Genomic DNA, 14,731 nt, shown 5'->3' with positions numbered 1-14,731 from the left:
CTAGCTTAGTTCCAAGAACCCGTTTGACCGGAAGCTCTGACAGCCGCAGATGGCTGCGTGGGACTAGTCTTAAGTCTATATTTGACAACGGTTTTCGAACTCTCTACCTTCAATTACAACAGGTTAGTATCACACGTTAGCTTAATTGAACTGCAGCATTGAGCTTACGACGATTGCTTAAGTAAAGAATTGCTGTTAAAGGAATAATCAGCAACATCACGGGATAGAAGAACTCGAGTGGGAAAATAGTTGGTAGGATCCCGCCAATGATGGGGCCAAACGACATGCCAATATCGCTTCCCAAGTAATAAGTCGCGTTAGCCAGGCCCTGCTCTTCCATTGGGGCTAATAAGAGGGCCGTCGATTGTGACACGGAAACCATGACGCCAAAGCCGATAGCCATTAAGCCGGCAGCCAAAATTATTTCAAAGTTGTTCCGCATGATTGTTAACAGGATGATATAGCCAATGGTTGCCAATATGCAGATGGAAAACCAAATGCCAAATGGAATAGTATCAAAATAATTTTTTAATAGAATTCGAAGCACAATCAAAGCAAGTGAGTAACATAAAAAGAAGAGACTGACGGTAATGTTTAAATGACGTTCTTGAACGTACATGACGATATCAGCTTGGGTAACGAAGTAGGGAATAGACAATAGTGAAAAAATCATGGCTACGGGTAAGGCATCGCGTTGGATGATTTTAAAGTGCTGGTCCCGTAATTCAACTGAGGGTTGGGCTCGATCATGGATTAATTGGATGACGCCCACCATCGCCGCAGCGCTCAAACCTGCCAATATGATAATAAATTTATAACCTAGAAGTTGATAGACGCTGATTGCTAGGGCGGGAGCAATCGCCATTGCGAGAGCGTTTAGTAAACCGTAGTATCCCATTGCTGCGCCCAGATGTTGTCGTGGCACTAAAAAGGCCATCCAAGTAGCTAGACAAATGGTACATAGGACGAATCCTAGCCCATTAACGATTCTAAAGATTAATAGCCAGGGCACATTGACAGCAAACAGGTAGCCAAAATCACTCATCGCACACAAACTACCACCGATTAAGGCCAAGTGATATTTAGAAATTCGATCGGTTAAATTTCCAGCGAAGGGTCTCAGTATCATCGAGGTAATACTCATGATCCCGACAATGATCCCGGCAAATGAACTATTGATTCCTAAATTGCGGGCATACCCATTCATTAGTGGGTTAACTGCCTGAATACTAAATTGGTAAAAAAAGGTTGCTAACATGACGCAAACAATATCTTTTGAAAAAAACGAAAATTTCTTTGTCAAAGCTTATTTTGCTCCCTTGAAGTCTAATTTGACCAAATAAAAAAGGGGGTTTATAACCACCTTTTTGTAAATATTAATTATGGACGTGGAATGCCTTTAAACAGCTCCAAGACGGTTTGGGCGTGTGCATTTCCTTCATAAGGTCGCTGACCAATATCTTTAATGTTGAATTGGTCGGCCGTCACTGGTGACCATAACTTCTCAAGTTGATTTGTCGCAAAGTTCAGCAATGCCTGACTAATGAAGTTATCACGAACGAGTTGCTCTTGACTGGCATGAGGGGCAACTTGACCGACAATACCGTACATATCAGTGCCATGATAGGCGGGAGAGCCTTCGACTGGACCAACACTCAGCTGATAGACGCGTCCACCAGCTTGGGCATGATCGTGGGCTTCTCGGATAGCTGGTAAGGTGAAATTGTAATCTGTAAAGAAGCGGGTTCTAACATTGAGTGGTGAATCTTTGCCGGCGCCACAATGTAAAGCAATAGCTTCAGCTTGTTTGCGTGGTATATGGCAATCGTAAACCATTTCATTAATGACATTTTCAATTGTTTTTGGATCAACGTTGTCTGGCAGGTTGGCCGCATACCAGCTGGCTTCGGCAGTGGTTGAAGTGATGATTAAGTCAACATCTTTGTGTTTTCCACTTTTGATAATATCAGCAGGGTGCGTTTTTAAGATACCATTTGGCAAAAATTCATCGTCGACAATGCCAATTGAAAGTGTATTTAAATTACCACGTTTCAAAACGTCAGTTGGTAAAACTTGATTAACGGCATTCATTAGTGATTTGGTATCAACCGTTAATAACTGTTCTGGTGATGTTAGTTCCAATGTTTTTAAAACTTTAGCGGCTAATTCTTCCGCCCACCAAGCGGGGATATAACGGGCGGCATATCCTGAAAATGCGGCTAATTTGTTGTATAGTCCGTCGGCTTCGGGTACGGCTAAGAGCGTTAGTAGTGAGAATGAACCGGCACTATGACCCGTAAGCGTCACTTGATTGGCATCACCACCAAATAGGCTGATGTATTGGTGAATCCATTTTAAAGCCAGGACGATGTCTTGCAGGCCTAAATTACTGGCATTTTTAAATTTCCCACCATATTGGGATAATTCAAGCCAACCCAGTGGTCCTAGGCGGTAGTTAATGGAAACACCAATCACTTTTCCACTAGCGACTAAGCCAGATAAATCTGATGTATCTTGAGAATTAGCGCCGTAAGTCCAACCACCACCATGGATATAGACCACTACTGGTAGTTTTTCTTGGATATTATCTGGTGCCCAGATATTAAGATTCAAGCAATCTTCACTTTCACCTTTGTCGGAATTTAAAAAAGCAGGATCCGTTAATTGAACGGATGCGGGGCCACTTTGAGTGTATTCTTGGTTGGATTCAAAAGGGACAATTTGAGCTTTTTGAAATCGGTCAGCAGTACCATAAGGCACGCCGAGCCATTCTTGCACGTTGCTAAATTCTTTATTAGGATGTGACATTCAAATTCCTTCTTCCGTGATTTCGGATTGCCGTCGGTCAACGTTTTTTTATTATAAACTGTCCCCCAACGTTACAGTCAAATGAAATCTAAAATATTTATCTATGTTGGCTTATATATTAAGTGAATTGTCTTATATATTAAGCGACTGTCTGAACCTGAATTGTCAAATTCATACTACGCAAAAAGGGTGAGACTGGAAGTAATTTCCAATCTCACCCTTTTTGTATACGTTATGGTAGAAACAAACTGTTAGGTGTAAAAAGATTCAACCCAGTGTAGCTGGAGGTTGTTAGGGGCGGTGTTGGCTGTGTCGACGGTGTTGGCTAGCGTTTTTAGCTAGCCTAGACCGTGGGACGAGCTTGGAGCACCGCGTGACCTTCGCGGGGCTTCAAGTCGAGGAGCAAGACCGCTTTACAGGCTTGTTCCGGTCCCCACAGTAGGCGCCACCCCTAACGACCGGAGGCGGCAATCAGGGGTTAATCTTTCAAATCATCAGCGAAGAAGGCGTTCACGACGCGTTCAGATGCGTGGCCGTCCTCCCAGGCATTGAACCGCTCACTAAACTGCTGGTAAGCGGCTGCGTAATCCTGTTTAACGGCTGGCAAGTTGTGCAAGGCTGCCAGTACGTCATCGTTCGTTTTCAGCAGCGGGCCTGGGAGGTCAGTGGCCATGTCCAGGTAGAAGCCACGCAGCACGCTACCGTATTTCTCAAAGTCGTAAACGAAGTAGAGAATCGGCCGTTTCAAAATAGCGTAGTCGAAGAACACGCTGGAGTAGTCGGTAATCAGCACGTCTGCAATTAGGTATAACTCACTGATGTCGTCATAGCTAGATTCGTTGTAAACGAAGTCACCGAAACCAGTTGTGTCTAAGTGTTCCGTGATGAAGTAGTGGGTCCGTAAGACCAACACGTAGTCGTCGCCAAGCTCACGTTTGAGCCGAGCTACGTCGAGCTTCAGCGTAAACTTGTAGTCACCGACACCATAGTAATCATCGTCACGCCAGGTTGGGGCGTAGAGGATGATTTTTTTGTCTAAAGGAATTCCCAGTTTGACCTTAATTTGGTGCGCACGGTCATCCTTGTCCGGAGCACTGAGGATGTCGTTGCGGGGGTAACCCGACGGCAACATCTGCTGGGTGGGGTACATGAAGGCGTGCTCAAAGACGTCCACGGAGAATTGGTTAGCCGTGACTAGGTAGTCCCACTGACGGGATTGTTGGTAGAAAATGGCCTTGTACAGTGGATTAGCACTGGCCACGTTGTCCATGTCGAAGACGAGATGCTTCAGTGGTGTTCCGTGCCAAGTCGACAGGAAACGCGTCCCCGGGCGTTTGACGAACCACTTGGGTTGGCGCATGTTGATGACTTGAAATTTAGCCGTTGCCAGGTAGTACATGTAGCGCCAACCAAAGCGTTTGACCACCTTGGTATTTGGCTGACCCGCTGGTGTTTCGGTTACATCTGGGTTCATGATCCAGACGTGCTTGAAACGACCGGGGTAATTTTTTTGTAGGTAGTTGTAAATAGCCTTGGGACTGTCGGAAAAGTTCCGACCCAGGAAGGATTCGTAGAGAATCGTCCGTGGTTTGATCGGGAGTTTGGTAAACCACCAGGTATACGCCAAACGCGTGACCCCACGGCCCCGGTGACGGACGACTCGGTTCAATTGGCGTAGCCGCACTAGCGTGTTGATTCGTGTTTGGGGGAGTTTGCCGGTGTGCTGGATTTTGCGTAAGATTTGACGACTGAAGCGGGGTGTCGTGTTAAAGGCGACTGGCGCGACGCCTTGCAGGTAATGCTGTAGTTGCGTCATGAGGCCGGCCACGTCTGCCACGGTCACCGGTGTGCTGGTAGCCAGCGCCTGAAAAAGGTACCGGTGCAGGCGACGAAGCGTGTAGGCACTAAAGGCCGTTTGGAGGCCGCTATCGGTCAGATCGGTGAGACCCGCTTCCCAGGCTGCCACTCGCAGATGCCAACGGTTAGGGACTTCTAGCTGGTGAACGGCCGGTGAGTTGATGGGATCATTGTGCCGAACTCGAATGTAGGTGGGGTTGGCCAGGACGACGTAACGGGAGGTCCGGGCCATGACTTGAGTTAGGAAATGATAGTCCGGATACAGGGCGTTGGTTGCGTCAAAAGTTAACTTGGCTTGTTGCACCAATTCGCGGCTGATGACCTTACCACTGATTTTAAGTTGGCGGTCAAAGGCTTGCCAACGTTGTTCACCCTGATAGAGCCGCGTCTTATGCTGCAGCCAATTTTGGGCTACAGCTGGTAAATCAGCGGGCAGAGCTGCCGCCAGTTCAGGCGTTAAATTGAGGGCTCGGTTCTTAGGTGCGTGGCGTTTCTTACCACCCCATTTGGGCAGGCTATCGCGAGCCGCATCCGGCGTGAGACTATTGGTGAAGGATACGTGAGGCTCGTAGGTGGCATACTGGTTGAGGTCCGCCATGGTGGTGGCCGTCAGTGCTTGGCTGGCCGCCATTTCGGTGAGCGCGTTAGGCAACAGGTAGTCGTCGCTATCGACGAACACGAGCCAGTCGCCGGTCGCGGCAGCCAGGGCAGCGTTACGAGCGCTCCCAATGGTCGCCGTAGCTGGCGTGACCACGTGAATGGCAAAGTCGGCTTGCCACTCGGGTTGGCTGCTGTCAATTGGCAGCGTCGTGGCAATCAGCCATTCGAAGTCCTGAGTCGTTTGGGCCTCTAAGTTACGTTTGAGGGCCTGTAGTTGTGCCAGTTCTTCGGGTTTAACGGGGGTAATCAGACTAAATTTCATCAGGTCACCTCCTAGTAGAACAGCCGGTGCGCCATACGGGGCGACACGAGCTGTAGGAGACCGAGACGGGACCATCGGCGCGTTGGCTGAATGGTCAAATGTTTGATCCGTTGTAAGAGTTGTAAATGAACCGAAGATGACAGAGCGTGACGACCCGCAACGTCGAGTAGGGTATTAAGTTGATTTTGGGCGTAGGTTGTGAAGACCGGTTGCCAGCTGACGTCGAGGTCGCTGACCGTAATGCTTTGTAGCTGATCCAACCATGCCAGGGGGGTGGTGGCAGACCAAGCTTGGCGCGCTAACGTTGGCACGTGGAGCCGAACGACATCGGTCGAGTTCTGCAGGACCGTGAGCGTTTGGGCCAGGGAAACCAGTGGTAGGTCGGCGCGCAGAAGAGCTTTGGGTAGTAAGAGCCCAGTTAACCGTAGTCGCTGGCTCAACAGGCGTTGCGTTTGCAGATTATCCTGAACGCTGTAGCTTTGGAGGGCCCACAGGGTGGTCGTGTTGGTCACGGGCGTGTCACCGGCTAGTTGTTGTAGCGTTAGGTGGGTGTTGCTATCTTGGTAGTCGGCCAGGTAGTTGGTAATTTGGTCGGCCACTGGTTCGGCGCTGTCAAATGTTGCCAAGCTGACCAGGCTGTTGGCGTGTTGAGTGATGACTTGTGCCCATTGCTGGAAGGCACCCGGCAACAAGTGATCCGTCTCACGTAAGTTCAGGAGGGTCGTCTCGTTGTCACTGAGTTGGGGCTGGGCGTTTTGGGTAAGGGACCAAGCGTCCGCCTGACGAGTCTGGTCGTCGGTTAGCTGCTGGTCCGTGGGCAGTTGTAAGTTTAAAGTGATGGCTGCAAAGTGTTGGTCGGTAATTTCCCTGATGAGCGTAGTTAAACGTTCCCAATCCAACTGATCTTGCGGCACAATATTGATGAATAAGTGCATAGTACATTCTCTCCCCAGATCCGTTAATTAAATTAACAATCTTAAATAGCAATAAAAATAATTATAGACCTTTCAAGGGGGAAGTTCAGTAAGTTTTTGCGTTAATTTAACGCGCCAACCGTTTAATCCGGTAATAAAGTTCATCTGTGGTTTAAAAATCGTTGGAATCTGAGATGTGTGAAGGGATTGCCGCCGACGGGCGTCAGGGGCGGCGCTGGCTGTGGGGACCGGACCAAGCCTGCGGAGCGGTCTTGGCCCTCGGTTGGAAGCCTTGGATACCCCACCAAGTCTCCCAACCCGTCCCATGGTGTAAGGTCGGGAAAAAATCGCCCGGCCTAACACCATCGACACAGCCAGCCCCACCCCTGCCACCCGTCGGCTACCGCACTCGTTGGATTTGAATACGGGATATTTATTGGGGATGACGTGTGGCCAATAGTTGGTTGATCTTTTGTAGTAGAGATAATTAATGAACACTTTTTGGCTGCCTACTTGCTGACCAGCATGGCTTGGTGGCGGTGGTTCTGTCGATTAGTATCATGTATCACATTAGCGTGAAATATATTTATATAAAATATAGAATGATGTAAACTAAGGTGTATTAACGATGTTGGTGATAAATATCATTAATATCATTTTTAATTTGTCGAGTTTTTTTTTTTTTAGAAGGAGCTGAAGTTATGAAGAAGATGTTAGCCCTCGTTGTCGTGAGCCTTTCAGTTGGTCTGCCATTGGCAATTAATCAACCAACTACCGCTCGTGCAGCCAAGTGGCACCAGGGAACGCCCAAGGTTTTACGCGGTAAATGGGAACACAAGATAACGGTTGGGAAGGGTCAGAATGCTTTTAGAGCACCAGAAGGTGTAAAAATCACCAAGAAGGGTTTTTCGGCATATTCTTTTGCGGATCCCTTCGTCATGGGGAAGGTAAAGTATCAGAAGACCAGCAAACACTACTATACGTTTAAAGGAATTGAAACCATGTACTCAAATAAGACCTACAAGGTTCGGATTCATCAAGTTGGTAAAAGGCTACAGTTTGTCACGTATTATCCGAATGGCGGCGGTCATTACACCAAGATGGGTAAGATGACAGCTTGGATTCCTAAGAAGTAAAGCCACTAGCAGCGGTCGTGCTGAGATTAACGTTCGAGGTAATTTCACAGCCATATCACCAATAAAAAATTTGCCCTTAAGCAGGATAGGATGCGACGGATACATACCTAACACCGCGGTACAAAAAGACTTCTGAGAATCACTACACGTAGTTGCGGTTCAAATTCAACCCAAAAAAGGTAGCTGATTACTAAGGATGGTAGCATCCAAAGTAATCAACTACTTTTTTGGTAACTATGAGGTTGAAATCTAGTTAAGTGGAATCAGTGACAAGCCAAGTTTGACGGTGAACACTGGTCTAACGTCAATGCGCTACCGTAGCCGCAGGTTGTCAGGGCGGGTGCTGGCCGTGACGGTGTTCTTAGCTCGGTGAATTTTCCGAGGTTAGAACACGGGACGAGCTGGGAGACTTGGCGATTTGACCAAGGCTTCCAGTCGAGCCGGAGGACGTTTCTCAGGCCGCAGGCGGTCCCCACAGCTAGCACCCGCCCTGACAGCCGGAGGCGACCATTATCCATCAACCGTTAGACATCGTCGCGACTTAACAGGGTGATCTCCTCACCCTCAGCCTGCCGCCGATCGATATTATCTTCCCCCCAAACGCAGAGCTCATGGAGAATGCCAGACAGTGACTCGCCGTAATCGGTGAGCGCGTAATCGACCCGGGGGGGAACTTGCTTGTAAACGTGACGGGTCACAATATTAGCTGCTTCCAGTTCACGCAGTTGTTGTGTCAACATCTTTTGTGAGATCTGCGGAATGGCCCGGGCCAATTCGCTGGTGCGCATGGTTTGGTGGCGGAGATGGCAGAGAATAATGGATTTCCACTTGCCACCAATAATTTCCATCGTGGCTTCAACACCAATGTGATACGTTTTTGTGGGCATGAAACGGCCTCCTATCTAATAGTTACCTTTTGGTGGGTATCGCACTTTAAAGTGGGTTCTTGTACTCAGGTTACTAACCAGTATAATCAATACTTATCACGTTAGCAAACGAAAAACGAGGAGGTCATTATGACTAAGAAAATTTCACCAACCTTGACTTTACTGGCACTGGCCGTTAGCGCCTTTGCCATCGGCTCCACGGAATTCATCAGCGTCGGCCTGATTCCGTTACTGATTCAGAGCTTCCACGTCAGCATGGCCCAGGCCGGCATGACGGTGTCCGTCTACGCACTGGGTATTATGGTCGGTGCGCCACTGATGACGTTGCTGACCGGGCAGATTAACCGGCACACCTTGATGGTGATCATCATGTTACTGTTTATTTTAGGAAATTTAGTTGCGGCTTTTGCTCCGGCTTTTATCGTCTTGTTGGCTGGTCGGGTCATCGCCGCGCTGGCTCACGGAATCTTCATGACCGTGGCGTCCGTAATTGCGGCGGACGTGGTGGCTCCTTCCAAACGGGCATCGGCCATCGCTGTGATGTTCACCGGCTTGACGGTCGCCACGGTGACCGGGGTGCCCATGGGGACCATGATCGGTCAGCTTGGTGGCTGGCGCTGGTCCTTTATCTTCATTAGTGTGATTGGTGTGATCGGGTTGATTGCGGACTACATTTTAGTGCCCCGGAACCTGCCATTGCCAAGCAAGGCTACTGCCAAGGGTATCTTGCGGGTACTAGGTAATCCGCAACTGTTATTAGCCCTGTTAGTCACGGCGCTGGGCTACGGGGGAACTTTCGTGGCGTACACCTACCTTTCACCCTTATTGGAACAGAAGATGGGGTGGTCGGCTGGTGCCGTGGTCATTATCCTGGTCGTTTACGGGTTGATGGTTGCGATTGGTAATACTTTGGGTGGTCGTTGGGCCAATGCCAAGCCGTTGGCTGCGCTCTTGAAGATGTTTACCGGCCTGTTCGTGACGTTGCTAGTCCTGACGTTTACGTCTGGTAGTCATTGGCTAGGCCTTCTGACGGTGCTGTTCATGGGGTTCTTTGCCTTCATGAACGTACCAGGTTTACAGCTATACATTGTTCAGTTAGCTGAAAAGAACACGCCCAACGACATTACCATGGCGTCGGCCCTGAATATTGCGGCCTTCAACGTGGGAATCGCGCTGGGATCCGGTATTGGTGGTCAGGTGACGAGCCAATTTGGTTTGAGTTGGACGCCCGTCTTCGGCGCTGGGATGGTGGCCATCAGCATCGGCCTGACCTTGGGCTTGATCAAGCTGGCACGGCCGGTGAAGCGTTTAGTGAAGAAATTCAATCGAATTTAGACATTATGTAAAATGAGGTCACTAAATAGCCGTGACCTGGCTGGTAGCCTGGGGTTGAGACCTAGGCTACCCGTTTTTTGGCACCAATTGTAAGCGCTGCCACAACTAACTACATATTTTAATAATTATATTCGAGCATTTAAGGTGTGTGGCTTGACCGGTCTCTGTATAATCTGTGTCCGAAAGTTAAAGCAGGGGGAGCAACACACATGAAATCACTTTTGATGGTACTGGCCGTGGTCTGTGGCTTGGGGTGCCAGTGGGTCACGGCCCAAGCAGCGGATAACACAGATTTGGCTCACGCCGTGCGGACCGCCCCGGTGGGCTTACCACTGGATAAATTATTTACGACACAGGCACCACAAAATTCAGCAGAACTGCTGGATTCACCAAGTATGTCCAAGTCAATTGCCCTGATTACCCGAGACCAACCCGCAACGGCGCCTAATCAGGCGGGGTCCGTTTGGTCGCAGGATGGTGGTCAGGACGCAGTTCAGGCTAAATTAAATTTGAAGCAGGACAAGAAGATTGGTCTCTGGTTGTACTTTGGGGATAAGGGTCAGGCGGCGGCCGACGGGTTGGCCTTCGTTTTGCATAATGCACCGCAACAGGCTAGTGCCCAGTCCCACGCTGGTCAGTCTCTGGGGGTGTGGGGAGCGGATAGGACGCCCGTAGTGACCGAGCCATTAGCGGTGGCCCAGTCAGCCATTCAGAATAGCTGGGCGTTGGAGTTTGATACGCACGTGAATCGGACACCGTTGCCGGGGATGCACGGTTTCTTTGATGGTGATCCGACGATCCCCAACGGGATGCACGTGGATCACGGGTATCCGGGGATGGCCAGTAGTTACGTTCGCCTGGGATCCGCTCAGCAGCACTATTATGGGTTGAGACCGACCCAACCGCGGCCAGTCGGTAATTTGGCGGATGGTCGCTGGCACCATTTGACCGTGAAGTGGCAAGCTCAGGAAAGTGTGCTGGTCTATCAGTTGAATGACAAGGATGCGGCGGGTAACTTTCAGAGTAAGGATGATTATTTAGCCGGGCAGGTACGGATTGACCAGCAACAGTTTGCGGTGAACGGGAGCGTGCCGAACAGCGTGTTCTGGGGCGTGACCGGGGCAACGAGTGCGGCTGGAAGTGAGAACGGATTGGTGGTCGTGGACCAGTTGAGCGACACCCCCAAATTTGATAAGTTACCTGCCGTCGTGCGGGATGTGACCGGCTTGCACAGTATGGAAGAGGGCGGCCGGTTGCTGCGGGCGGGCGACAAAATTGATCCGGGCCACCGGGTCCGCTACACTTTCCGGGCCCGGTACACGGGCAAAACTGAGTTAGCCGGAGTGAAAATTGATGTCCCGTTGCCTAAGGAAATCAAGTGGCGCCGGGCAAAGGTGGCCCTACAGATGGCAGATGACATTTTTTTTGAGGAGCGGACCTTGCAGGGCGACCGTTTTCAGTATCAATTGAAGCAATCAATGACGGCTAATGTGCTACACGCCAGAAATACCATCCTCGTGAGCATTGAAGGCACTGTTCGACCGACTAGTCGGTTGTTGCGGATGCCTTCGGTGATTGGGAATTTTTACGGACCAGACTATCGAAGTCCCTCAGCGACGATACCGTATTTGATTAATGGCCAGTCTGATCTACGAGTGGATAATTTGGGTAAGAGTGAGATACACACGGTGGCTGAACAACATACCCTGATTGCTGGCCGGCTGACTAATGGTGGTGACCCGTTGACCCATGAGGAGTGGGATAACAGTCACGTAAAGGTGACGCTGAATAACCGGATCGTGATGCAGCCCAAAGTTACGCAAGCCCGGCAACCGGGCAGTCAACCGGGAGATTTCCACGTGACGCTTCCGCATGACAGTCTTAAAATGGGCCAGAATGTTGTGACTATTTCAGCTGACGATGGGTATGGCAACGTGACCAGGCGGCCGTTTAGCGTGCAAGTGATTAAACGAGCGGGGCAGTTACAATTCACTCAATTGCCCAAGGATAGTACGTTTAAAGCCGCGCGACTGACGGGTAATCGCCAGCTGGTTCAGCGTCACCTGAACTGGGGATTGAAGGTCCGGGACACGCGTGAGGCTGGCCGGGGCTGGAAGCTGACAGTGCGGTTGTCTGAACCGTTTGCCACGACGGAGCAGCGTCAATTATCTGGGAACTTGGCCTGGGTGCAGAAGAAGCAGACGACCCATCTTAAAACCGGCGAAGCTTTTCTCATACCAACTTCACCCAAAGGAGAAGAAATTGATGTCACACGGTCATGGGCTGCGGACGAGGGACTAATGTTGAATGTTAACAGTGATGCGGTCAGGGGTGAGTACGCAGGGCAACTGACCTGGGAACTTTATGACGCGCCATAAGGATATACTGAGTTAACAGCGTTCGTAAACGTTTCCATAACAGACAAACTATTTAAATTGTCATAATGGCACATATTATACACCATTGTCCATTGACACCTGTATAATTCACTTTAGATGATAAATGGGAGGAGATTATTGTGAAAAGGTGGTTAATTGGACTGGCGGTTGCGGGCGTAACCGGACTGACATTGACAAGTGCCCAGACGATTCTGGGGCATGCGGATGCAGATTTAGATAATGCGTTAAAGACGGCACCACAGGGCGTGATGTTGCTTGAAGGGACAGATGAGAAGTCCAGTCATAATGTGTTTAGAACTCGCAAAATCAAACGTGTCGACGGCTCAGATTTAAGTGATCGTGCACTTACGAATGATAGCAATTTATTTAGCTCATCAAAGTGGGTTCCCAATTCAATTATGAAGTTAACGGAGAATGGAAAGCAAGAACAGGAGGGGGCGATTTGGTCTAAAGTGGATTCATCTAACCGATTAAATCTTTATAAGAATGCCCATTTTTCAATGTGGTTACACTTTGGAGATAAACCTATTGATCAAATTGGGGAAGGAATGGCCTTTGTTCTACAAAACAGCAGAAAGGACGGCTATCTTCAGGATAAACAACTTTCTGGAAGTGGCGAATCATTAGGGGTTTGGGGAATTGAAGGTGAAAATATTGCTTCAAAAGCAATTCAGACGAGTTGGGCATTAGAATTCGATACGCATTCAAATCGTTCTAAAGCTTACAATGCCTTGCAGGGGTTTGATCTTGATGGGGATTCAGTCCCAGAATTGACTGGTCCACATATTGCGAGTGGTTACCCGGGGGATAACGATACCTACCATATGTTCACTGACTCGTATCAGCGTCATTATTATTCAATGAAGCATTTTCAACCCAAGGTGTTAGAGGGATTTAATGACGGGCAATGGCACCACGTTACGTTAGATTGGGATGCGCAAAATAAAACAATGACGTATCAGTATGATGACGTGGATGCTCAGACTGGTAAGAAGCAGAATGAGAGTAAAGTTATTCGGGATGAAATCAAAATTGATACATCGAAACTGATTGCGCCAGCTAGCAATGGGGATGTTTTCTGGGGATTTACCGGTTCCAACTTTGGTAGAACGGCTAATCAAACTGTAAATAACCCAGACCCGGATAGAAGTGAAAATGGCTTTGTCGTCATTGATGATCCCGATAGTTTAGACCGGGTAGTTCCAGAAGTTAGCTTAACTGATGAGACCACTGGTAAACCGATTGCTGAAGGCGAGACCGTGATTAGTGGTCACAAGGTCAAGTATCAATACAAGTTTACCTACAAGCAGCCGGTAAATAAAAATGAGCGTGAGCAGGAAATTCAACCACTAACCATGAATGTTCCGCTACCTACCCAACTTAAATGGACCACGAGTGGTAGTGACGTCAGCTATGACTGGGGTGCTCAGAGTGATCCGTTTAATGACAGCGACTTGAATGGCCAAGCGACGCTCAACAAGGCGTGGACCCAAACGTTAAGCAAGAATCATAAAACGGCGACTGTCTCAATTACGGGAACGGTCAAAGACCATAACGCCGATCCAGTTGTGCCAGGCACGACGAGTCGGTTCTACGGGACTAACTACCAGACGACTTTAAAGCAGCCCAGCTTCAAGGTGCAAGATGCTGTGAAGTTGAAACTGGCTGCGTTGGGGGAGACCAATCAGACCGTGAAACATCGGGATGATGCCACAGTGAAAGCCAGCTTGACCAATGACGGCAAGGCATTTGCCACCGCGGCTGAGGCCGCTAAGTATCCAATCACGGCAACGTTGAACGGGAAAGATGTCACCAAGGAAGTTACCCAGGCCGCGATTGCCGGCGATTCAACGCCCGGTCACTACCAATGGACGATTCCGGCGGAACTGCTGAACCAGAGTGAGAATCATTTATCTTTAAAGGCAACTGGTGGCCAGGATGCTTCGGCCTCTGAGGCGGTGGACTATGTGATTACGCGTGAGCCGGGTAAGGTTTACTTCTCAGCCTTACCTGACAAGCCGGCCTTCACATCAACGCAACTGACGGGAAACAGCCAATTGGTTGGTCGGGAACCGAACAACTGGAATCTCGGTGTGTACGATGACCGTGACGAAAACAGTCAGTGGTTAGTGACCGTTTCCCTACTTAAACCATTTCACGTTGGGAATGACCTCAGCAAGACGCTGGACGGAAATATCCTGTTTGCCCAAAAGGGTGAGCAACCGGCTGTCTTGGATGAAAATGCTAGAGTGGTTATGGCCCACAAGATGACTGCGGGGGATGATGTCGAGACAAATATCTCTGGTACCTGGGGGGCCACCACCGGACCAACCCTAAACGTGGGAGCCGGAGCTGCACAGGGCGATTACAACGGCACCTTCCAGTGGACGTTGAACAACGCCCCAACTGGGCAGGAAGCACCAAAAGGCAAGTAGTAAGTATTAAAAGTTGAGAAATAAAAAGGCTGAGAGCT

General features: G+C 49.3%; 9 protein-coding genes. 4 read left to right on the top strand and 5 right to left on the bottom strand.

Annotated elements, in window-relative coordinates; all coding sequences use genetic code 11:
* Window positions 1-136: 136 nt before the first annotated feature.
* The 4 genes from AB3Y94_RS06320 to AB3Y94_RS06305 all read right to left on the bottom strand — a co-directional run bounded on the left by AB3Y94_RS06320 (window position 137) and on the right by AB3Y94_RS06305 (window position 6,522).
* Entirely contained in the window at window positions 137-1,303 is a 1,167-nt protein-coding gene (locus tag AB3Y94_RS06320; protein ID WP_367295487.1) for an MFS transporter, read from the bottom strand.
* Between the two features lie 77 nt (window positions 1,304-1,380).
* Window positions 1,381-2,808, bottom strand: a complete 1,428-nt coding sequence (locus AB3Y94_RS06315) for a carboxylesterase family protein (protein WP_367295486.1) — start codon at window positions 2,806-2,808, stop codon at window positions 1,381-1,383.
* Window positions 2,809-3,286: 478 nt separating this feature from the next.
* A complete protein-coding gene (locus AB3Y94_RS06310) occupies window positions 3,287-5,587 on the bottom strand; it encodes a CDP-glycerol:glycerophosphate glycerophosphotransferase (RefSeq protein WP_367295485.1) in 2,301 nt (766 codons plus the stop codon).
* An 11-nt stretch (window positions 5,588-5,598) separates the two neighbouring features.
* Window positions 5,599-6,522, bottom strand: a complete 924-nt coding sequence (locus tag AB3Y94_RS06305) for a hypothetical protein (RefSeq protein ID WP_367295484.1) — start codon at window positions 6,520-6,522, stop codon at window positions 5,599-5,601.
* 680 nt (window positions 6,523-7,202) lie between these two features.
* Between AB3Y94_RS06305 and AB3Y94_RS06300 the strand changes: the two genes are divergently transcribed.
* On the top strand, window positions 7,203-7,637 hold the full coding sequence (locus AB3Y94_RS06300) for a hypothetical protein (RefSeq protein ID WP_367295483.1): 435 nt from the start codon (window positions 7,203-7,205) through the stop codon (window positions 7,635-7,637).
* 524 nt (window positions 7,638-8,161) lie between these two features.
* Here the strand turns inward: AB3Y94_RS06300 and AB3Y94_RS06295 are convergent.
* Window positions 8,162-8,524 carry a helix-turn-helix domain-containing protein gene (locus tag AB3Y94_RS06295; RefSeq protein ID WP_125684644.1) on the bottom strand — a complete coding sequence of 121 codons (363 nt, stop codon included), beginning with the start codon at window positions 8,522-8,524 and terminating at the stop codon, window positions 8,162-8,164.
* A gap of 129 nt (window positions 8,525-8,653) precedes the next feature.
* Here AB3Y94_RS06295 and AB3Y94_RS06290 point away from each other — a divergent pair, with 129 nt between their 5' ends.
* The 3 genes from AB3Y94_RS06290 to AB3Y94_RS06280 all read left to right on the top strand — a co-directional run bounded on the left by AB3Y94_RS06290 (window position 8,654) and on the right by AB3Y94_RS06280 (window position 14,693).
* Complete coding sequence (locus tag AB3Y94_RS06290) at window positions 8,654-9,859, top strand: MFS transporter (protein WP_367295482.1); 1,206 nt, start codon at window positions 8,654-8,656, stop codon at window positions 9,857-9,859.
* 209 nt (window positions 9,860-10,068) lie between these two features.
* Entirely contained in the window at window positions 10,069-12,237 is a 2,169-nt protein-coding gene (locus AB3Y94_RS06285; RefSeq protein ID WP_367295481.1) for a lectin-like domain-containing protein, read from the top strand.
* A 140-nt stretch (window positions 12,238-12,377) separates the two neighbouring features.
* Window positions 12,378-14,693: a lectin-like domain-containing protein gene (locus tag AB3Y94_RS06280; RefSeq protein ID WP_367295480.1), complete on the top strand. Its 2,316-nt coding sequence runs from the start codon at window positions 12,378-12,380 to the stop codon at window positions 14,691-14,693.
* Window positions 14,694-14,731: the final 38 nt, after the last annotated feature.

Source organism: Levilactobacillus yonginensis, assembly GCF_964065165.1.
Taxonomy (GTDB): domain Bacteria; phylum Bacillota; class Bacilli; order Lactobacillales; family Lactobacillaceae; genus Levilactobacillus; species Levilactobacillus yonginensis_A.
This window is presented reverse-complemented; position numbering and strand designations above follow the sequence as displayed.

Excerpts from the sequence above, each read along its gene's own strand:
- AB3Y94_RS06295 (WP_125684644.1), bottom strand. The coding sequence starts at position 8,524 with ATGCCCACAAAAACGTATCACATTGGTGTTGAAGCCACGATGGAAATT.
- AB3Y94_RS06290 (WP_367295482.1), top strand. The coding sequence starts at position 8,654 with ATGACTAAGAAAATTTCACCAACCTTGACTTTACTGGCACTGGCCGTT.
- AB3Y94_RS06300 (WP_367295483.1), top strand. The coding sequence starts at position 7,203 with ATGAAGAAGATGTTAGCCCTCGTTGTCGTGAGCCTTTCAGTTGGTCTG.
- AB3Y94_RS06310 (WP_367295485.1), bottom strand. The coding sequence starts at position 5,587 with ATGAAATTTAGTCTGATTACCCCCGTTAAACCCGAAGAACTGGCACAA.
- AB3Y94_RS06285 (WP_367295481.1), top strand. The coding sequence starts at position 10,069 with ATGAAATCACTTTTGATGGTACTGGCCGTGGTCTGTGGCTTGGGGTGC.
- AB3Y94_RS06305 (WP_367295484.1), bottom strand. The coding sequence starts at position 6,522 with ATGCACTTATTCATCAATATTGTGCCGCAAGATCAGTTGGATTGGGAA.
- AB3Y94_RS06315 (WP_367295486.1), bottom strand. The coding sequence starts at position 2,808 with ATGTCACATCCTAATAAAGAATTTAGCAACGTGCAAGAATGGCTCGGC.